The 19660-nt window shown below is 51.3% G+C and carries 23 protein-coding genes and 1 tRNA gene; 5 read left to right on the forward strand and 19 right to left on the reverse strand.

The genetic code is table 11. The features are described from left to right. Window positions 1-4 precede the first annotated feature (4 nt). The 6 genes from M4I31_RS14425 to csgB all read right to left on the reverse strand — a co-directional run bounded on the left by M4I31_RS14425 (window position 5) and on the right by csgB (window position 3880). Window positions 5-1495, reverse strand: a complete 1491-nt coding sequence (locus M4I31_RS14425) for a phospholipase D family protein (RefSeq protein WP_369711276.1) — start codon at window positions 1493-1495, stop codon at window positions 5-7. After that, the gene (gene ymdB, locus M4I31_RS14430) at window positions 1428-1970 is read right to left on the reverse strand and encodes an O-acetyl-ADP-ribose deacetylase (RefSeq protein WP_038639630.1); all 543 of its coding nucleotides are present in this window, start codon (window positions 1968-1970) and stop codon (window positions 1428-1430) included. The genes M4I31_RS14425 and ymdB overlap by 68 nt, the downstream gene beginning before the upstream one ends. Before the next feature lie 100 nt (window positions 1971-2070). Further along, entirely contained in the window at window positions 2071-2391 is a 321-nt protein-coding gene (locus M4I31_RS14435) for a type 1 fimbrial protein (RefSeq protein WP_085048537.1), read from the reverse strand. A gap of 149 nt (window positions 2392-2540) precedes the next feature. Then, complete coding sequence (csgC, locus tag M4I31_RS14440) at window positions 2541-2873, reverse strand: curli assembly chaperone CsgC (RefSeq protein ID WP_038639625.1); 333 nt, start codon at window positions 2871-2873, stop codon at window positions 2541-2543. A 61-nt stretch (window positions 2874-2934) separates the two neighbouring features. Beyond that, entirely contained in the window at window positions 2935-3384 is a 450-nt protein-coding gene (gene csgA / locus M4I31_RS14445) for a curli major subunit CsgA (RefSeq protein ID WP_006685125.1), read from the reverse strand. Window positions 3385-3424: 40 nt separating this feature from the next. Next, window positions 3425-3880: a curli minor subunit CsgB gene (gene csgB, locus M4I31_RS14450; protein ID WP_032939898.1), complete on the reverse strand. Its 456-nt coding sequence runs from the start codon at window positions 3878-3880 to the stop codon at window positions 3425-3427. A gap of 759 nt (window positions 3881-4639) precedes the next feature. Here csgB and csgD point away from each other — a divergent pair. From csgD to csgG, 4 genes are read left to right on the forward strand one after another with little or no spacing between them, the layout of a single operon-like run. Continuing rightward, window positions 4640-5290 carry a biofilm master transcriptional regulator CsgD gene (gene csgD, locus M4I31_RS14455; RefSeq protein WP_069323303.1) on the forward strand — a complete coding sequence of 217 codons (651 nt, stop codon included), beginning with the start codon at window positions 4640-4642 and terminating at the stop codon, window positions 5288-5290. Window positions 5291-5294: 4 nt separating this feature from the next. Continuing rightward, window positions 5295-5687: a curli production assembly/transport protein CsgE gene (csgE, locus tag M4I31_RS14460; RefSeq protein WP_038639617.1), complete on the forward strand. Its 393-nt coding sequence runs from the start codon at window positions 5295-5297 to the stop codon at window positions 5685-5687. A 25-nt stretch (window positions 5688-5712) separates the two neighbouring features. Beyond that, window positions 5713-6126, forward strand: a complete 414-nt coding sequence (csgF, locus tag M4I31_RS14465; protein WP_016152599.1) for a curli production assembly/transport protein CsgF — start codon at window positions 5713-5715, stop codon at window positions 6124-6126. 25 nt (window positions 6127-6151) lie between these two features. Then, entirely contained in the window at window positions 6152-6985 is an 834-nt protein-coding gene (csgG, locus tag M4I31_RS14470) for a curli production assembly/transport protein CsgG (RefSeq protein ID WP_003036082.1), read from the forward strand. Window positions 6986-7031: 46 nt separating this feature from the next. On the opposite strand, the gene M4I31_RS14475 is transcribed toward csgG, so the two are convergent. From M4I31_RS14475 to ghrA, 4 genes are all read right to left on the reverse strand, one after another. Next, on the reverse strand, window positions 7032-7514 hold the full coding sequence (locus M4I31_RS14475) for a DUF1097 domain-containing protein (RefSeq protein WP_038639615.1): 483 nt from the start codon (window positions 7512-7514) through the stop codon (window positions 7032-7034). A 101-nt stretch (window positions 7515-7615) separates the two neighbouring features. Further along, complete coding sequence (locus M4I31_RS14480; RefSeq protein WP_085048538.1) at window positions 7616-8170, reverse strand: molecular chaperone; 555 nt, start codon at window positions 8168-8170, stop codon at window positions 7616-7618. Window positions 8171-8193: 23 nt separating this feature from the next. After that, window positions 8194-8931 (reverse strand): phosphatase, encoded by a 738-nt coding sequence (locus tag M4I31_RS14485; protein ID WP_038639608.1) that lies wholly within the window; start codon window positions 8929-8931, stop codon window positions 8194-8196. Window positions 8932-9021: 90 nt separating this feature from the next. Next, window positions 9022-9960 (reverse strand): glyoxylate/hydroxypyruvate reductase GhrA, encoded by a 939-nt coding sequence (gene ghrA, locus M4I31_RS14490; protein WP_085048539.1) that lies wholly within the window; start codon window positions 9958-9960, stop codon window positions 9022-9024. Between the two features lie 235 nt (window positions 9961-10195). Between ghrA and M4I31_RS14495 the strand changes: the two genes are divergently transcribed. After that, window positions 10196-10283: transfer RNA gene (locus tag M4I31_RS14495), tRNA-Ser, on the forward strand. A 170-nt stretch (window positions 10284-10453) separates the two neighbouring features. Here the strand turns inward: M4I31_RS14495 and torA are convergent. The 9 genes from torA to M4I31_RS14540 all read right to left on the reverse strand — a co-directional run bounded on the left by torA (window position 10454) and on the right by M4I31_RS14540 (window position 19633). Continuing rightward, a complete protein-coding gene (gene torA / locus M4I31_RS14500; protein ID WP_087856998.1) occupies window positions 10454-12973 on the reverse strand; it encodes a trimethylamine-N-oxide reductase TorA in 2520 nt (839 codons plus the stop codon). Window positions 12974-12982: 9 nt separating this feature from the next. After that, window positions 12983-14146, reverse strand: coding sequence for a NapC/NirT family cytochrome c (locus M4I31_RS14505; RefSeq protein WP_069323301.1), 1164 nt, complete (start codon window positions 14144-14146; stop codon window positions 12983-12985). Window positions 14147-14371: 225 nt separating this feature from the next. Further along, the gene (gene ccmI / locus M4I31_RS14510) at window positions 14372-15238 is read right to left on the reverse strand and encodes a c-type cytochrome biogenesis protein CcmI (protein ID WP_085048540.1); all 867 of its coding nucleotides are present in this window, start codon (window positions 15236-15238) and stop codon (window positions 14372-14374) included. After that, window positions 15235-15702, reverse strand: a complete 468-nt coding sequence (locus tag M4I31_RS14515; RefSeq protein ID WP_077223854.1) for a cytochrome c-type biogenesis protein — start codon at window positions 15700-15702, stop codon at window positions 15235-15237. Before M4I31_RS14515 ends, ccmI begins: the two co-directional genes overlap by 4 nt. Beyond that, a complete protein-coding gene (locus M4I31_RS14520) occupies window positions 15699-16256 on the reverse strand; it encodes a DsbE family thiol:disulfide interchange protein (RefSeq protein ID WP_085048541.1) in 558 nt (185 codons plus the stop codon). Before M4I31_RS14520 ends, M4I31_RS14515 begins: the two co-directional genes overlap by 4 nt. Continuing rightward, window positions 16253-18208: a heme lyase CcmF/NrfE family subunit gene (locus M4I31_RS14525; RefSeq protein WP_085048542.1), complete on the reverse strand. Its 1956-nt coding sequence runs from the start codon at window positions 18206-18208 to the stop codon at window positions 16253-16255. Before M4I31_RS14525 ends, M4I31_RS14520 begins: the two co-directional genes overlap by 4 nt. Beyond that, a complete protein-coding gene (gene ccmE, locus M4I31_RS14530) occupies window positions 18205-18681 on the reverse strand; it encodes a cytochrome c maturation protein CcmE (RefSeq protein WP_042309391.1) in 477 nt (158 codons plus the stop codon). Before ccmE ends, M4I31_RS14525 begins: the two co-directional genes overlap by 4 nt. After that, window positions 18678-18890: a heme exporter protein CcmD gene (gene ccmD / locus M4I31_RS14535; RefSeq protein ID WP_085048543.1), complete on the reverse strand. Its 213-nt coding sequence runs from the start codon at window positions 18888-18890 to the stop codon at window positions 18678-18680. The genes ccmE and ccmD overlap by 4 nt, the downstream gene beginning before the upstream one ends. After that, entirely contained in the window at window positions 18887-19633 is a 747-nt protein-coding gene (locus tag M4I31_RS14540) for a heme ABC transporter permease (RefSeq protein ID WP_085048544.1), read from the reverse strand. The genes ccmD and M4I31_RS14540 overlap by 4 nt, the downstream gene beginning before the upstream one ends. Between the last annotated feature and the right edge of the window lie 27 nt (window positions 19634-19660).

Below are 19660 nucleotides of genomic sequence, written 5' to 3' on the forward strand. Positions count from 1 at the left end.
TGGTTCAGAGCAGCCACTCAATGGGTAACACCGACGCAAGCTTCACCAGAACCCGCTTCCAGAATCCTGTGGCGGGTTCTTTTTTTAGTACCTGTTCGCTGCCGGAAACGCGATCCACCCAATTAATTCTGCCCCAGCGGTCGAGGCGCAGTTGCCAGGCCATGTCACGCTGGCTCTGCATAAAACGTTTATGGATCACTTCAGCCAGCACTTCACTCTCAATCACAAACCCCATTTCCGTATTAAGCAGCGTTGAACGGGGATCAAAATTAAGCGAGCCGATAAATACTTTTCGACCGTCAATACTGAAGGTTTTAGCATGCAGGCTGGAACCTGAATTACCGGTTAATCCGCGATCGTGGACCACCGAAACGCGTTCGCGGGTAGGTTTAAGTTCGTATAATTCTACCCCGTAGCGCAGCAGTTTTTTTCGCCATCGCGCATAGCCCGCATGAACGATAGCCACATCATTTGCCGCCAGCGAATTGGTTAAAATCGCAATCTTGACGCCTTTCCTTACCATTCTCAACAGCTGCGCCACCCCAGCCCGAGTCGGCACAAAGTAGGCGGAAATAATATCAATGCGTTCGCCCGGCGACCCCATCACATCAAACAAACGCTGCGGTAATAACGAATGGCGCGGCGCTTTCCCTTCACCTTTGACAGGATCATCACTCAGCAAACGCGTTTTCGCCCAAATCAGCGGCAGCGACTGCTGATCGAGGCTGGTCATAAACTGGCTGGTTTCCAGCTTATGCAGATAGCGACGAGTAATATCATCGTTATACCAGGATTCAGGCAGCTCGATACGCTGCGAAGAATCTGACTCCGACATCTCAAGTACGTTTTGTAACGTTGAAACAGAGCGGCAGTGCCAGTAACGCTCAAAATCATCCGCAACATCTTTGACAACGGGACCAATAGCCATGACGTCCAGATCGGAAAACAACGGTTGCTCACCCGCCCCAAAATAGGCATCACCAATATTACGCCCACCCACGATGGTCACCACGCCGTCAGCGGTATAACTTTTATTGTGCATTCGCCGATTTAGCCGGGCAAAATCGGTCAAATAGCCCAGGGCGCGCAGGATGCGAAAGGAAAAGGGATTAAACAGACGAATTTCTATATTAGGATGGCTATCCAACAGCCGCAGCGTGTCATCAAGACCCGGCGTGTTGTTGTCATCCAACAGCAAGCGAACCTTCACTCCACGTTTCGCCGCCGCCAACAGAACTGAAAACAGCAACAGACCGGACATGTCGTTCTCCCAGATGTAGTACTGCACATCCAGTGTACGTTCCGCCATTTCTGTTAGTCGATAGCGAGCAGCAAAGGCATCCAGGCTGTCATCCAACGTAAGAATGCCACAATCTCCTGGGTGGTTAGCACAAAGTGGCGTGATGGCCCGCTCAAGTCGTGTCATATCAGTCCGTGTTCTTGTCACCTTGCCGGGAAAGTAGTCTCTTGTAGAGTTGAGCGTTTTCTTCGTCAAAACAAACAAAGTATATTTGATCGGGAAGCGTACGACGGGTAATAAATTTTAACACCGTATTTACCGCTATTTCTGCCGCTGCGGCGCGGGGATACCCGTAGACTCCGGTACTGATCGCCGGAAAAGCAATGGATTGATACCCATTGGCCAAGGCCAATTGCAGCGAGTTCAGATAAGCGTCTTCAAGACGTTCAGCCTCATGATGCCCTCCACCTTGCCAGACAGGTCCTACGGTATGAATGACCGCTTTTGCCGGAAGCGCCCCCGCCAGCGTGATAACGGCATGCCCGGTCGGGCATTCTCCCTGTTGCTGGATAACCTGTTTGCAGGCCTCCAGCAATGCGGGTCCGGCGGCGCGATGGATTGCACCATCAACACCACCACCTCCCAGTAGCGATGAATTCGCCGCGTTGACGATCACATCAACAGCGATCGTCGTAATATCGCCGTGTAACACATGCACGCGTGAATGCATAAATTCCCCCTGACAAAACACGATTCATCAAGTGTACAGCAGGGATTTCCTTGAAATCTCACTTTTTAACCACAAGTTTGCATGTCTAAGCCAGAATGGTTCATTTATATTCAATGTTAAGGATCGCCATGTTTTTCTGTTCATTGAGGTAATGCATTTTCACAGTAGCAATTTGCTGCACATTCTGAGGGGCAGCCGTGACCTGTTGATGATTATAGAGACTATTACGGGTGGTGCCATTGCGCATACAAGACAATTCGACCTGTTGTTGTTGGGTGTTAACGTCGCAGGGCGCTTCAACTATTGCGCCGCGAAAATGGATAACGCCGCCGGGCGAGATCTGTTGGGCCATTATGGGAAAAGTGAAAAGAGATAACGTACATAAACTGGCGCTAAAAATACGTTTAAAAAATGTGCACATAAGGGTTCCTCAATGATTAGTCATCCTTGAGGGATCTGAATGATCCTTCACCACTGCGAGTTACGATCAAATAAAAACGCTGTACGTTTCTATATTCATAGAACAGCGCCGCATTCCCAGCCACACCCTTAATGCAAATACAGCAAAAATTATGGCTGACTGGTTGAGTCAGGCCATTGTTGTGACAAATGCAGAGACTGCCCGTCCGAAACGGTAACGATAATTTTGACCGAATCCCCCGGTGAAATATTAAAGCTCAGTTTGGTTAGTTCAATCGGCCGATTAGCGGGGACCGAAAGGCTTGTTTTCTGCTGCGATTGGCTTTGTCCTCCCTCCCCCTTACGAACGGCAAGGACCTGGACCTCACAAACGCAGGGTTGGGCTAACGTCACCTGAGGAATAATGGTGTACATATCGCCTTGTTGGGTCGTATTGAATGTTATTTGATTTGTCAGCGCGGCAATGAGTAATAATGTATGCATCATATTCTCCCGAAAAAAAAACAGGGCTCACGCCCTGTTTATTATCAGTCAGAAAACTGAATTAGTGTTGGTTAGCTGTTGCATTGTTGCCAAAACCAACTTGCTGAATCAGCACATTGGAGTCAGAAGCAGTCTGATTAACCAGCGCGCCATTGCGGCCACCGAACTGGGTCACACTAATATCAGCATTTTTTGCATTCCACTGATCGATGGTGGCATTGTTCTGGAAGCCAGTCTGTTTCAGGCTAATAGTACTGTCATCAGCCCCCTGGCCTACGACCGCGCCATTACCACGCCCATGTTGGGTGATGGTGACATCTGATTTACGCGCATCGCTTTGCAGAGCATTCGCAGCGTTGTTTGAACCATATTGGTAGATACTCAACGAAGAGTCTGGGCCATAGTTGCTACCGCCGCCATGATGATTACCGCCCCATTGCGGAACAACACCAGCCAGAGCACTGCCAGAAACGACGATTGCTGCGAATGCTGCCACTTTTAAAAGTTTCATGGTAAACCCCCATCGGATTGATTTAAACGTCGATAATGGATTAGCGTTGAGTTACGCGAATTGCCATTTGCGACTGTCTCTGCACCACAACTGCTGTTTTTTGTGTACCATACTGGGTAATATTCGCTTTATTACCAGAGCCTTTCTGGATAATTACAGCTGTATTACCATAAGAACCTTGTTTAATACTCGCGTCATTGGAACTACCCACCTGATCAATATATGCAAAGTTATATGATCCCGTCTGGTCCGTTTTCGCCCGGTTACCAGAACCTTCTTGCGAAATGACCGACAATAGCTTCGAGCCCCCCTGACGAGTATTTGCACTGTTCGCAGTGCCAACCTGACCAATAATGGCTGCCTGATTAAATGAAGACTTACTTAATTCATTTACCGCAAAGTTATATTCTGAATTAGCTAAATCATAACTTGTTGCGGATGCAATCCCAGGCACACCCAGTATTGTAAACATCATAAATAACAACTTGTTTTTCATGTTGTCACCCTGGACCTGGTCGTACATGAAGTTAAATTAGTTACCACTCAAATTGTTGTTAACATGACTTACATTTGTTAACGTCACGTTACGATGAAGAGTATGTCCGTTGAAACATTTTAAATAACTCACCCGCCAGTGGTATTTTTATATCCTGATTCACACCAAAGTATTAATTAACAGTAAAAAACACGGCTGCGACAACAGGTTCTATTTATTTTTTAACCCTGCAAGTGAATTTCTATGCAGTAACAAAAAAGTGCATTTTCCGCGATTTCCGGGCCTCCCAGCTTAGTGCTGCGATAGGCATAGGTACAAGTCGTGACAAGCATCATTTTTTTCTATCTAAAATTGTCCAACTTAAATCCAGGCGAAACAATCCGAATTCATTAGGAATGTAAAACTAACAAACCATAAATTTATTTGTTTAATATCAATGCGATAACATAATTTGTATGATTTTTTAAATCTATGCAATAATGCTGAAATGTACAACTTTACTATCAAATCTAAACTCAATTAAAACCCAAAAATCACATTTTAATATATAAATTTACATTATGTAACATGTTTAACACTTGCTTTAAGATTTGTAATAGCTAGATTGAAAACAGTTGAAGTCCATTTGTTTTAATATTTTCACCCCGTTGGGTCGATATTTTATTTCTACACAGCAGTGCAACATCTGTCAGTACTTCTGGTGCCTCTATTTTAGTAGCGGCAGCTGTCAGGTGTGCGACTAAAAAGTGGAGTTTCATCATGTTTAATGAAGTCCATAGTATTCATGGTCATACATTATTGTTGATCACTAAACCTTCTCTGCAGGCAACTGCGTTATTACAACATTTAAAGCAATCACTGGCGTTAACCGGAAAACTACATAATATTCAACGTTCTCTGGATGATATTTCCTCCGGCTGTATTGTTTTAATGGATATGATGGAGGCAGATAAAAAACTGATCCATTACTGGCAAGATAATTTAAGCAGAAAAAACAACAATATAAAGACTTTATTGTTGAATACCCCTGATGATTATCCCTATCGGGATATTGAAAACTGGCCGCATATCAATGGTGTATTTTACGCAACCGAAGATGAACAACGTGTAGTCAGCGGCTTGCAAGGTGTGTTGCGCGGTGAATGCTACTTTTCGCAAAAGCTCGCCAGCTACCTGATCACGCATTCCGGAAATTACCGTTATAACAGCACGGAGTCGGCACTACTCACTCACCGTGAAAAAGAGATCCTTAATAAACTGCGTATCGGTGCCTCAAATATTGAAATCGCGCGTTCGCTGTTTATCAGTGAAAATACCGTGAAAACGCATCTTTATAATCTTTTCAAAAAGATAGCTGTCAAAAATCGTACGCAGGCGGTCTCGTGGGCCAATGATAACCTCAGGCGATAAAGCCATGAAACGCTATTTGAACTGGATTGTGGCAGCAAATTTGTTCTTTGCTGCCGGGAATCTACACGCGGCTGTAGAGGTGGAGGTTCCCGGACTGTTAACTGACCACACTGTCTCTTCCATTGGCCATGATTTTTATCGCGCCTTTAGTGACAAGTGGGAAAGCAAGTACACAGGAAACTTAACCATTAATGAAAGGCCCAGTGCACGTTGGGGAAGTTGGATTACGATAACGGTTAATCAGGACGTTATCTTCCAGACCTTTTTATTCCCGACGAAAAGAGACTTCGACAAAATAGTGGTCTTCGCATTGGCAGAAACTGAGGAAGCATTAAATCGCCGGCAAATAGATCAAACACTATTAAGCACAAGCGATTTAGCGCGTGATGAATTCTAAAACATGATTTTGTCCGGAGGCTTTCATGCGTGTCAAACATGCAGTGGTTTTGCTCATGCTAATTTCGCCATTAAGTTGGGCCGGAAACATGACGTTCCAGTTCCGCAACCCTAACTTTGGTGGTAATCCAAACAACGGCTCTTTTTTGTTAAATAGCGCTCAGGCGCAAAACTCATATAAAGATCCGAGCGCTGGCGACTACGGGATCGAAACCCCAACAGCACTGGATAACTTTACCCAGGCAATTCAGTCGCAAATACTCGGCGGCTTACTCACCAATATCAATACAGGTAAGCCGGGGAGGATGGTAACCAGTGACTTTATCGTTGATATCGCCAACCGGGATGGGCAACTGCAATTGAATGTCACTGACAGGAAAACGGGAAGAACTTCGACTATTGAAGTGTCAGGTTTACAAAACCAGTCAACCGATTTCTAAATGAGAGCCACGAAAGGAAAATATCATGCAGCGCTTACTTATCATGGTGGCAGTAATTTTACTCAGCGGATGCTTAACCGCCCCGCCTCAAGAGGCCGCTAAGCCGACATTAATGCCCCGAGCCCAAAGCTATAAAGATTTGACGCATCTGCCCATGCCTACAGGTAAGATATTTGTGTCGGTATACAACATTCAGGATGAGACTGGCCAGTTTAAGCCTTACCCGGCAAGTAACTTCTCTACCGCCGTCCCGCAAAGCGCCACGGCTATGCTCGTCACCGCATTGAAGGATTCTCGTTGGTTCGTCCCGCTGGAACGTCAGGGGTTACAGAACTTGCTTAACGAACGAAAAATCATTCGTGCGGCTCAGGAAAACGGTACGGTTGCCATTAACAACCGGATCCCGCTCCAGTCTCTGACCGCCGCAAACGTCATGGTGGAAGGGTCCATTATTGGTTATGAAAGCAACGTAAAATCAGGTGGTGTCGGCGCACGCTATTTCGGTATAGGCGCCGATACGCAATACCAGCTTGACCAGATAGCGGTAAACCTGCGTGTGGTTAACGTCAGTACCGGTGAGATCCTCTCATCGGTGAATACCAGCAAAACCATTCTGTCTTATGAAGTGCAGGCAGGGGTGTTCCGCTTCATTGACTACCAGCGTCTGTTGGAGGGTGAAATTGGTTATACCTCTAACGAACCGGTTATGCTTTGTCTGATGTCAGCAATTGAAACCGGCGTTATCTTCCTGATTAATGACGGAATAGATCGCGGGTTGTGGGATTTGCAGGATAAGAAACAAGTTGATAATGACATCCTGGTTAAATACCGCCATATGTCGGTACCGCCAGAATCCTGATGGGTCGTTACAGAATAAAAAGCGTGAGGGAAGCCTCACGCTTGTTTTATTTACTGGTCGGGGTTGGCGATATCCTGTTTTCACGGCGTGACGCCAGCCACAAGCCGCTATTTTTCATCGCATAGCCAAATACCAGCCCCAGCGCCAAAGATGGCACGACCAGTCGCCAGTCCCCCTGCCCTGCAAACGTTGCACAAGCCCCAATAAACGTGCCCGGCACGAATGAAAGCAACCATTGCTTTGCCTGAATACACATCAAAAACGCGACAATTCCCGTCATGACATAGCCGACAATATCCATATGCGGGGCAAGCGCACTGCCGTTAATAATCACCAACGCCCACACCACACCGCTTAGCAGCGTACACGCCGAGATCCACAGCCCTTTCAGCCCACCTTGCGGACAGGCAAAGTAGGCAGTGCAGCCCAGAAACCCAGCCCAGCTGAGTAAACCGAGAGAAACGGCCACCCATCCCCAGATCCCGGAGAGAATGCCCGTTGTGATTGCAATTGAGAGAAGTATGTTCATGCCGCGCATCTTAGCAGAAAAACGGCATTGGAATGAGATCGCGCACACAAATTATGCAAGTTGATAAATTGCGTTGCAGTTTAGCGTGATTCAAATCACATTTATTCGTCTGTCTCTTCCTGTAATTCGTCCCACATCGCACCAATCGCATCACGTGTCAGGGGCGCAATAGTACGCCAGAATGGCGTATTCGCATGCGCTTCAACTTTGCCCAGAAACGTGCCGCACCAGGGTAACAAGTAGTCTGCAAACAAGGTTTCAAGCGCTTCGCTTTCATCTTCCGCAGACTGGTCTTCAAGCCATGAAGCCGCCAGCAACAGCGTGCCAATATGATCTGCCGGCGTATCTGCCAGCGGCATTCCCCGGGCAGAAAGGAATGCACGCACATCCGATTCTTTAGCCCCTTCTACCCAGGCGCTGCGATAAGGCGGCACCGCGCAATCGTCTCCCACAAATAACGCGTTATAATCCGCAGCCAACTGAGGCATATCGCAGCTCTTCTGTAGACGAGCCAGCAGTTCGTCCTGTTCCAGCGGCCAGTTGGCGGAGAGTTTACCTTCGCTAATCAGGGTAAACAGAGGAACCAGTAAAGGGTCCTGCGGTTGGCGGTAAAACAGCGAGCCCAGTACACGACACAGGATAGAAAACTCGTTCATTAATATATTCCAGTTAGTAACAATTACAGTTCAGCAAATTCCGCGATCGGCTCCATGCCTCGCGATTCCAGAAACGTCAGCAAGCGCTTTGGCGTAACGTTTAAAATTCGGTCTTCCGGGAAATTCACATCATCGAGTATTTTACGACATTCACCGAAATCTCCTAAGGTGAAAGCGGTATGTGAATCTGACCCTAACGCGACCCAGCCGCCGGCATCACGCACAGCCGCAGCAACAGCGCGGCAATTGTCCTCACTGCCCTTACGCGAATGCAAAAACGAAGAGTTGTTGATTTCCAACGCAACCTGGTATTTTGCCGCTGCCTGAGCAATCGCAGTGATATCGACGGGATATTTGGGGTTACCCGGGTGGCTGATGATATGGACGTTGCCACTGGCCATAGTGGCTATCATCGCCTGCGTATTCGTCTCTTTATCGTGTGGCGCAAAAACCGGCTCATGAAAGCCTGCGATAATCAGATCCAGGGAAGTGAACATCGGACCTGAACAGTCAATTTCGCCTTCAATATTTTTAATATTCGCTTCAATTCCGCGCAGGATCCCTATGCCGTCCACGACACGAGGCCAAATGCGCATATTAATAAAGTGCCAGTGGTGAGGCGCATCCGCCATGTCCGGTCCATGATCGGTAATGGCAAACAGCTTGATGCCTTTGCGACGAGCTTCAGCGATGTAATCACTTAAGGTGCTGTAGGCGTGGGTGCTGGCGACGGTATGCATATGCAGGTCAACGGGATACATAACTCTCTCCTGTAGTCATTTTCCGTCAAGGATAGCAGGTATCGCCGCCATTTATTAGCGGAAACCCGGCAGGCACTTGCCGGGTTTCCATTAGTATCCCCGTACGCGATCGACCTGACCCGTAACGGCTTTGCCACTTTCCAGATTGAAAATTGTACGGGAGATATAATCCACCGCTTCCGCCGGACGGGTAACGGCGGCGATGTGCGGTGTCATCGCCACTCGCGGATGTTTCCATAGCGGGCTGGTTTCCGGCAGCGGTTCACGGCTATAGACATCCAGCATGGCGCCTTTCACCTTGCCGCTGTCCAGCGATGCCAGAAGATCGTCTTCATTGAGATGAACGCCACGCGCCAGGTTCAGCACATAAGCGCCATCCTGTAACTGGCTAAGTAAACCAGCGTTAATGATGCCCACGGTTTCTGCCGTATTGGGTAGAAGATTGATAAGCACGCGAGTTTGACTCAAAAACGCACCCAGCTCTTCGGTACCGGCAAAGCTTTCCACGCCAGGCCAGGATTTACGCGTACGACTCCAGCAGCGCAGCGGGAACCCCCATGACTGCAAACTCTCGGCAACTTTCGCACCCAGGACCCCGGCCCCCATGATCCCGATGGTGAACTCATCGCGGGTATACTCTGGCAATGGTTGCCATTTCGCCTGATTTTTTAACGCCTGGTAATCATCAAAGCGACGAAACCAGTGCAACACCTGACTTACCGCATATTCCTGCATTTGCAGGCCCATACCCGTATCTTCCAGACGGAAAAGCGGGATCGAGGTATCCAACATTTCCGGGTGAGCGTTTAGCTTACTGAGAATGGAATCGACGCCAGCACCCAGTGCAAATACGGCTTTTAATTTTCGTCCCGCGAGCATTTCAACCGGCGGATGCCAAACCAGCGCATAGTCAGCATGCGCATTATCACCCGCTTTCCACTCACGGACGTTCGCGCCTGGTATTGCTTTTGCCAGCGCATTAATCCACCAGGTTGTTTCGAATGTTGGGTGATAAAAAATTATATCCATTTTGTCTCCTGAGCATTGCTATGCGGAACTTTCTCGCACTTATTATCATCATTTTTCGAGGGATCCTCAGAGTAGCAAATTTTAGGATGCTGGCAAAAAAAACAATTCCCGCTTATTTAAGCTCCAGATTGTTTGAAGTTTGTGTAAATGCACGTTTTTTTCAAAAAGTTGATTGACGCCGGGACGGTATTTCCCTAAATTAGCGCCCGTTCCGGTAGCACAGGAACAACAATATGGTGAGGTGTCCGAGTGGCTGAAGGAGCACGCCTGGAAAGTGTGTATACGGCAACGTATCGGGGGTTCGAATCCCCCCCTCACCGCCATATTTTAAGAAGAGCTCGTACGCAAGTACGGGCTTTTTTTTCGCATATTGCACGCCTGCGGGGGGATGAGAAGCCCCGACTGGGGTTCGACTGCTGGCATAGTGAGAATTAAAAGAAACGGCCCCTCTCACCACTGGCAAGAGGGGCCGTTCGTTATAACCGGCTGTCGATTATGCGCCTACTGGCACATTATGCGCGGTATTTTGCAGCACCGGTCCGGTATATTTCTCGATCTGCAACTGTGACATCTGCCCGCAGTTCCCCTGCGCCAGGCTGGAGGAACCGACGTCAAAGGTCAGGCAGTTGACGTTACCGTTCTTACACAGCGAACCAGGCTGTGACGGATCGGCCGGGTCAAACCACGCTCCTTCGCTGATCCGCACCACCCCTTCACGGACGTTATCGGTAATCACTGCCCCAACCAGGATCTGCCCGCGATCATTAAAGGCACGAACCAGATCGCCCGCACTAATGCCACGTGCGCTGGCATCCTTCGGATGGATCCAGATAGCCTCACGGTCGGCTACTGCATACTTCTTACGTAGCGGCGTGTTGTCGAGCTGAGAGTGTAGACGGTTAATCGGGTGACCGGTATTCAGCGACAGCGGGTATTTCGCTGCTTCCGGCCCGCGATACCACTCGTGAGGCGGCATCCAGGTCGGGATCGCTTTACAGTCCTCGTAGCCCATTTTGGCAATGGCATCAGAATAGATTTCGATTTTGCCGGACGGGGTACCCAGTGGATTAAGCAGCGGGTTCTCGCGGAAATCAGCAAAGCGTACCCACTGTTTATTCTCTTCCGGAATCGGGAAGCGGATATAGTTGTTGGACGCCCAGAACATATCAAACGGCGGCAGCGCCACGCGTGCGTTACGCGCCTGAGCTTTCATGTCGTCATACATGCCTTTTAACCATAACATCTCATCTTTACCTTCGGTAAAGGCGTCGTGTACGCCGAGGATTTCGGCAATACCGGCAAAAACATCAAAGTCATTTTTCGCTTCATGCTGCGGCGGCACACACTGACGTAGCGGGAAGACGTAGAGCTGCGAGTAGTCGCCGCCCATGTCCAAATCGTTACGTTCATAGGTCGTGGTAACCGGCAGCACGATATCGGCATGTTTCGCCGTTGCCGTCCAGTAAGGTTCGTTGACGACCACGGTCTCCGGGTTCTGCCAGGCTTTGACCAGGTTATTGGTATCCTGATGTTGGTGGAAGGTATTCCCCCCCGCCACGTAGACCATTTTAATATCCGGGTAGGTCACTTTCGTGCCGTTATAATCAATGGTCTTGCCAGGGTTCGCCAGCGCATCGGCAATACGCGCTACCGGGAACGGTGTAATGTCTTTTGCCGCCGGAGAGGTTGGGCTACCCGCCGAGATCCCGGCGAGAATGCCGCCGCGCGCGGTCGGACTACCGCCGGAAGAGTAGTGATAGCTAAAGCCGAAGCCGCCGCCAGGCAGACCAATCTGCCCCAGCATCGACGCCAGGGTCACCATCATCCAGTGCGCCTGCTCGCCGTGATGTTGGCGCTGAATGCCCCAGCCGCCCATGATCATGGTGCGGTGTTTTGCCATATCGCGCGCCAGCTGTTTGATCACCTCGGCGTCAACACCGCTGATGTCCGCCGCCCAATTGGCGTCTTTCACAATACCGTCGTCCTGACCGGTCAGATACGCTTCAAACTTATCGAAGCCGACGGTATAGGTTTTCAGGAAGTCAGCGTTATGCAGTTTTTCCACCAACAGCGTATGGGCAATCCCCGCCATCAGCGCGCAGTCGGTATAGCTGTGCGGGCCAATCCACTCGGCACCCAGCATGCGGGCGCTGTCGCTGTGCACCGGATCGATACAGATCATCCGGGTGCCTTTTTTCTTCAGCGCTTCAAAACCAGTCTGGCTGACGTGATCCGGCAGGTTCCAGCTGTTTTTAAGCGTGATCATAGGGTTACAGCCAATCATCACCACCAGCTCGGTGTTTTCAATGACGTTCGGCCATGCGGTCTGCTGCTCGTAAACCTCAACAGAGCCCACTACATGCGGCATAATTACCTGTGCGGCACCGGTCGAGTAGTCGCCGGAGTAGCCGACAAAACCGCCTGCCAGGTTCATCATGCGCTGCAGTAGCGTTCTTGGGTTGTGGAACATCCCCACGCTTTTCCAGCCATAAGAGCCCGCATAGATAGAGGACGGTCCGTGCTCTTTCTGCAGACGGCTGATTTCACCGGCCACCAGATGCAGCGCCTTATCCCAGCTCACGCGCACCCACTCATCGCGGCCACGCAGCTCTGGTTTACAGTCTTTCGCGCCGCCTTCCAGCCAGCTTTTACGCACCATCGGGTACTTGATGCGGTTTTCGGCATACACCTGATAAGGTGCCATGGTAATCAGTTCGTTCGGATACGGATCGTCTTTCACCGGACGAACGTCAACCATTTTGCCATCGCGGACAATCGCTTCAAACGCGCCCCAGTGGGCGCCGGTCAGAATGCCGCTTTCCGCCTGGCGTAACGCTACAAACTGCGGCAGCGCCTGGCTTATCGCTTCGGCCAGCGCCGAGCGTGGCCACATTCCCGCCAGCAGCGGTGCCGCCATTAAAGCTCCGGCACCAGCCAGAAAACGGCGACGAGTCAGATTCATACCTGCTTCCTGGCTCTGCTGCGCCATGTCATGGTCATTATTCTTTTTCATCATGGCTCCTTATTTTTTGTCCTGATCGGCTGCTGCGGGCATGTCGCTCGCGTGTTTTTGTACGTACTGGGTCAGAAGACGAACCTGTTCCTGCGTCAGCGACGTACGACCGGACATGCCTTTAACCACCCCAATCCACTGGTTGGCGTTAAAGCGATTCAACTCGGTAAGACCGTGGCAACCGGTACAGTTGTTAGCCATGAGTTCGGAGGCGTAGCTCCAGATTTTTTGTTGATCGCCAATCAGACTTTTCGCCGGCAGCCAGACCTGCAGATCGACTTCATGCCAGACCTGTTTCGTCTCTTCATCGGTTACCGTGCTGTTCACTTTCAACGCTTTACGCGCTTCCTCACCCAGCAGGGCGCTCATGATGCGTTTACCACGCGCGGCGTAGAACGCCTCGGTGACGCCATCCTGCTGCCAACCTTTGACGTCAGCCAGTACCATATCACCGTCACGTTTCACTACCTGCACTTCGGTGGAAGCCATCAGGTTACCGTCGTTATGATCGGTTGTTTTCTCACTAAGCCAGAACGGTTGGGTTTGAATGGTGTACAACGTGGTCGCCGTTGCCGGCGTTTTCGCTGCCGCATTCGCCAGTTCGCTCGCCCCTGCTGCCGCCAGGCCACTCATGTTCGGTAGAATGTGTGCGACGCCTTTATGACAATCGATACAGGTTTGGCCCTCTTTGATCGCCACCGGGTGCTGCTTACGGGCTTCAGGCGTTTGCGCCAGTATATCCATCGCTTTGTAGTCGTGGCAGGAACGACAGGTTGCCGAGTCGTTCTTCTTCAACCCATCCCAGACGCTCTGGGCCATCGCGAGCTTATGCGCCTCGTATTTTTCTGGGGTATCGATTTTGCCGGTCATTTCACCCCAGACATCTTTCAGGGCGCCAATTTTGGTCAGCATATAATCGATCGGTTGGTGGGGAACGTGGCAATCGGCACACTCGGCGCGAATACCTTTATTGTTCTGGAAATGCACACTGCCCTGATATTCCGCCAGAGGTTGTTGCATGGTATGACACGACACGCAGAATTCAGTGTCGCTGGTTTTATGCATGATAGTTGCCGTACCCGCCAGCAGCACGACACCAATAATGATCCCAACCAGCAGGGCGATAAATATAATTTTTCGCCTACCTGAACGTTCCAGTGAAAGTTTTCTCATCTTATTATTTAACCCTTTTCCTAAAATAAAGACGCAATAGTCCTTGCCACATGACAATCGCTATATAAAAATATTTATAGCGATTACCGTCATCTTCTACTCCAACAATGCTTATGGAAGTTTGATTCTGCGGGCTAATCATCAGAGGGTGATTAGCCGATAATTTCAGCGTGGTATCACATTGCAAATCGAACAAACCTTCGCGCAAATGTTGATATATTTTGATTATTTCAGTGTAGCGATTTGTTCTTTTTTCGCGCGGTCGATACTACGAATAATGATCTCTCGTTGGTTATCGTCCGGCGGTAACAGTTTCAGCATCAGTTGCCATGCTGCTATCGCTTTATCATATTGTTGATGCTCAAAGGCGTTAAACGCCACAAGGCTGAGTACCCGTACATCGTTATGGTTATTTTTAAGCAACGTATCAAGCAACTGCTGGGCTTCACGGCTATCATTCGGATCCGTAGAGTGCAGCAATGCTTCGGTATAGCCCAGTTGCGCATCCGCATTTCCCGGCGCCAACTGTCGCGCTTTATCAAATGCCTGTAACGCAGCCCCGGGGTTATTCAGCACCAGTTGTAGCCTACCGAGCATCGTCCAGCTTAGCTGGTCTGCCGGATATTGCTGCAGACGAGTACGTAGCCCCAGCGCCAGGCGAAACAGCTCTTCTTCCGACAGCGGTTTCCCCTGGGGATCCATCACGCGCTGCATCAGTTGCGGCGTTTGCTGCACGACCTGCTGCCACTCAATTACACGGGGGACGTAACTCGTTCGGACGAATACCCCTACGCATAAAGAGGTTAGTATAATAACCCCGAGAATATACACCCAATAGCTACTATTTTTGTTATCCGTTTTTGGCGACTCAGGCAAATCTTCCAATAAATTCAAGCGTAAATCGTCAACCAACTGCTGTTGCTGAGCCGCATTTACCGGAGAAATGTCTTCATCAAGCTCCTGAAGACGCGCACGAAAAATCATATGATTCATCGTATTACGATCAACGCGCTGTCTGCCTGACCAGGGAATAAACAGCAGTGCCGCCGTCCCCAGCAGTAAAATCATCATGATAAGAAAAGCGACGATCATTTCAGGGTCCTTTTGTTTTCATCGAGAAGCGCTTGCAAACGCGCCTGCTCATGCGGACTAAGTTCCGTTTCCCGCGCTGCCCGCGGGCGACGGCTTAAACGGAAAATGACCAGCGCGCCGCCCAGTACAAAACAGGCGGGCAGCAGCCAGAGGATCAGCGTCGCCAACGTTACCGGCGGCTCATAGGTGACGAAGTTACCGTAGCGCGCCACCATATAATCGGTAATTTGCTGATTGCTTTGCCCCTCCTCCATCAGTTGCCAGACTTTTTTACGCATATCGGCGGCAATCATCGAATTGGAGTCGGCAATACTGTTGTTTTGGCATTTCGGGCAGCGCAGTTGCGCGGTCAGTTGGCGGAACTGTTGCTCCTGAGCCTCATTTTTAAACGGATAAGTGTCAATCGCCGCCAGCGCCTGAAACGACAGCAGCGCCGTCAGCAACGTCATTAGCAAAAATCTCACGCGCTGCCCTCCCGACTGTATTTATTCCACAACGGCAGGATTTCCTGCTGCCATACCTGTTCGTTCAGATCGCCTGCATGGCGGTAGCGAATAATGCCTTTGCCGTCGATAAGAAAGGTTTCCGGCGCACCGTAGACACCGAGATCCAATCCCAGCATACCGTCACCATCAAACACCCCCTGCGCGTACGGATTACCCAGCTCCTGCAGCCAGTCCAGCGCCTTCTGGCGATCGTCTTTATAGTTAATGCCCACGATGCGAATACCCTGCGCCGCGAGGGAACGCAGGTATTGGTGCTCCGCGCGGCAGGTTGGACACCAGGTCGCCCAGACGTTAAGCAGCACCGGCTTACCATTGATAATACTGGACGCGTCCAGCATCACGTCAGGCTTCTCCAGCGACGTCAGATGAAACGCGGGGAGCGGTTTGCCAACCAGCGCCGACTCCAGCGCCGTCGGGTCATCGCCGTCGCTATTGCGCAGCAGTTGCCACATCAGCGCCGCCACCAGAACCAGAAAGATAACCAGCGGCAGATAAAGGACTTTGCGGTTCATTGTGCGTTCTCCGGCAGCGATTTACGTAAGCGGTAGCGCGGGTCCAGAATGCACAATACGCCACCAAGCGCCATTAACATTCCGCCAAACCAGATCCAGCGAACAAACGGTTTGTAGTACAGGCGCACCGCCCAACTGCCGTCATCCAGTTCTTCACCCAGCGCGGCATACAGATCGCGCACCAACCCGCCGTCGATGGCGGCCTCGGTCATCTCCATCCGGCTGCTGCTGTAGACGCGTTTTTCTGCCCGCAGCGTGCTGATATGCCGCCCGTCCTGCGAGACGTCAATCACCGCTTCACCGCCAAAATAGTTCGGACCTGTAATGTCCTGAACGTCGCGGAAGACAAAGTGATATTGATGAATATCGACGCTATCGCCCGGCTTCATACGCACATCGCGCTCAATGCTATAGTTCTGGCTAAAGGCGATGCCAATCACCGTCACCACCAGCCCGACATGCCCAGCCACCATCCCCCAGTGGCTGCGCCCCAGGCGAGTTAGCCCGCGCCAGAAGGTATGGCGATCGGTAGCGCGTTCCACTACCTCCATCACCGTCAGAACCAACGCCCACAGCGACATCAGCAGACCAAGCACGGTCATCGCCTTAATACGGTCCTGCATCAGCCACGGCAGCACCACGGCCAGCACAATCGACACCAGCGCCGCAACCAGCAGCCGCTTACGCAGCTTATGCAATTCATCGCGCCGCCAGCGCACCAGCGGCCCAATCCCCAACAGTAGCGAGAAGGGAATCATCAGCACGATAAACAGCGAATTAAAGAATGGTTCACCAATTGAGATACTACCCAGCCCCAATAATTTATGAATCAGCGGCAGTAGTGTGCCCAACAGCACCACCAACATCGCGGCGATCAGCAGGACGTTATTCCCCAACAGCAGCGACTCGCGCGACCACAGCTCATGACGTACCCGAGAGCGCACCTTCCCGCCTTTAATGGCAAACAACAGCAGCGAACCGCCGATGGTGATCACCAGCAGCGCCAAAATAAACAGGCCGCGCGTCGGATCGGAGGCGAATGAGTGTACAGAGATGAGCACCCCGGAACGCACCAGGAAGGTACCGAGCAGGCAGAGCGAGAAGGCAAGGATTGCCAGCAGCACGGTCCAGGACTTGAAGCTACCCCGCTTCTCCGTTACTGACAGTGAGTGAATCAGCGCCGTGCCGGCCAGCCACGGCATCAGCGAGGCGTTTTCGACCGGATCCCAGAACCACCAACCACCCCAGCCCAGCTCGTAGTATGCCCAGGCAGAACCCAACACGATGCCCACCGTCAGGAAGCTCCACGCCGCCAGCGTCCACGGACGCGACCAGCGCGCCCAGGCGCTGTCCAGACGCCCGGTCATTAACGAGGCGATGGCAAAAGCAAAGGCGACGGAAAAACCCACGTACCCCATGTACAGCATCGGTGGATGAAAAATCAGTCCAATATCCTGCAGCATCGGATTCAGATCGCGGCCCTCAATCGGAAAGTCCGGCAGCGTACGTACAAACGGATTCGAGGTCAGCAGGATGAACACCAGGAAGCAGAAGGAGATCATCCCCATCACCGCCAGCACGCGGGAAGATGCTTCCAGGGGAATGTTGCGGCTCAGCGCCGCCACGGCAAAGGTCCAGCCGCTCATCAGTAGCACCCACAGCAGCAGCGACCCTTCGTGCGCCCCCCAGGTAGCCGCCACGCGATACCATACCGGCAGCAGCGTATTCGAGTTGCTGGCGACATACTGAACGGTGAAATCATTCACCACAAAAGCATAAACCAGTATCAGGAATGACCCGAGGATCGCCGCAAACATGGCGAACGACAGCGGTTTCGCCAGCGCCATCATCCGCGTATCCTGGCGCATCGCGCCCCAGGTCGGATACAGCCCGAGCAGGCAGGAAATACCCAGCGCCAGGCACAGCAGAAAATGCCCAATTTCAGGGATCATTGCGCGGCTCCTTGTTGATTCCCGGCAGGGTGATGATTTTCATCCATCGCCTCTTTAATCTCCGGAGGGGTATAGTTTTCATCATGTTTCGCCAGCACCTCTTTGGCGCGAATATGGGTACCGTCTTGCAGTGTTCCTTGTGCCACCACTCCCTGCCCTTCTCTGAACAGCGCTGGCAGGATTCCCGTATAGCTCACCTCTACCACGCCGCGCGCATCGTAGAGCTTAAAGGTCACGTCCAGCGTTTTATCGTCACGCTTCACGCTGCCGGGCATCACCATGCCGCCAATGCGCAGGCGCTGTCCCGGTTCCGGCTTCTGGCCATTTTCCCGCTTGCCGTAAATGATTTCCCCCGGCGTATAGAAGAGATCGATATTTGCGCTGAGCGCATACATCACCAGTCCGACCGTCAGCGCCAGTCCTCCCAACACGCTACAGGCAAGCCAGAGTCGTACCTTACGACGCGGATTCACAACGCCTCTCCTTTTTTACGCGCCGCCTGCATCCGGCGCTCGCGCGCCATTTGACGCTGTACGTCAGCCAGCAGCGCCCTGCGCTGCCAGCAGGCATGCCAGACCACAACCAGCAGCGAGAGCGCCGTCACGGCAACCGCCAGCCAGACATAAAAGGCGTAGCCGCCCATCTGCCAGAAATCACTCCAGGAGTGGAAAGCGCTGGTCATGAATTAACCTCGCTCTTGCGCCCGGAAACCAGCTGCGCCACCCATGGGCGACGACGTTCCTGCAGCAGAATCAAATTACGCATACGCATTAATGTCAGAGTAATAAAAAGGAATAAGAAGCCGAAAATCGTTAAACGCAACGGCATACGCATAGATGGATCGATGGTTTTCTGCATATTGGTCGACCCCTGATGCAGGGTGTTCCACCATTCAACGGAAAAATGAATAATCGGCAAATTGACTACCCCGACCAGAACGAGGATCCCAGCGGCGCGCCCGGCCAGGCGGCGGTCGTCAAAGGCGTGATACAAGCCAATCACGCCGACATATAAGAACAGCAGCACCAGCTCGGAGGTCAGACGCGCATCCCACACCCACCAGGTTCCCCACATTGGTTTGCCCCAGGCCGAACCGGTGACCAGCGCGATGAAGGTATAGACAGCGCCGGGAAGCGCCATCGCAATCACCGCGTTGTCCGCCATTTTCATTTGCCAAATCAGGCCCACAAAGGCGGTCACCGCCATCGAGCCATAAATCCCCATCGACCAGATAGCCGCGGGCACATGCAGATACATGATGCGATAGCTTTCGCCCTGCTGATAATCCGCTGGGGCGTAGACAAAGCCCCAGATGCAGCCCACCACCAGAAACAGCGCGCTCAGGAGAGCCATTGCCGGAATAAATCGCCCGCAGACCTTATACAACCGCTCTGGAATGGCGAGTTGGTGTAACGCTTTCCACATTTTTTCTTTGCCTCATATTCCCGGAGA

It is taken from the genome of Citrobacter sp. XT1-2-2, from assembly GCF_023516235.1.
Lineage (GTDB): Bacteria > Pseudomonadota > Gammaproteobacteria > Enterobacterales > Enterobacteriaceae > Citrobacter > Citrobacter werkmanii.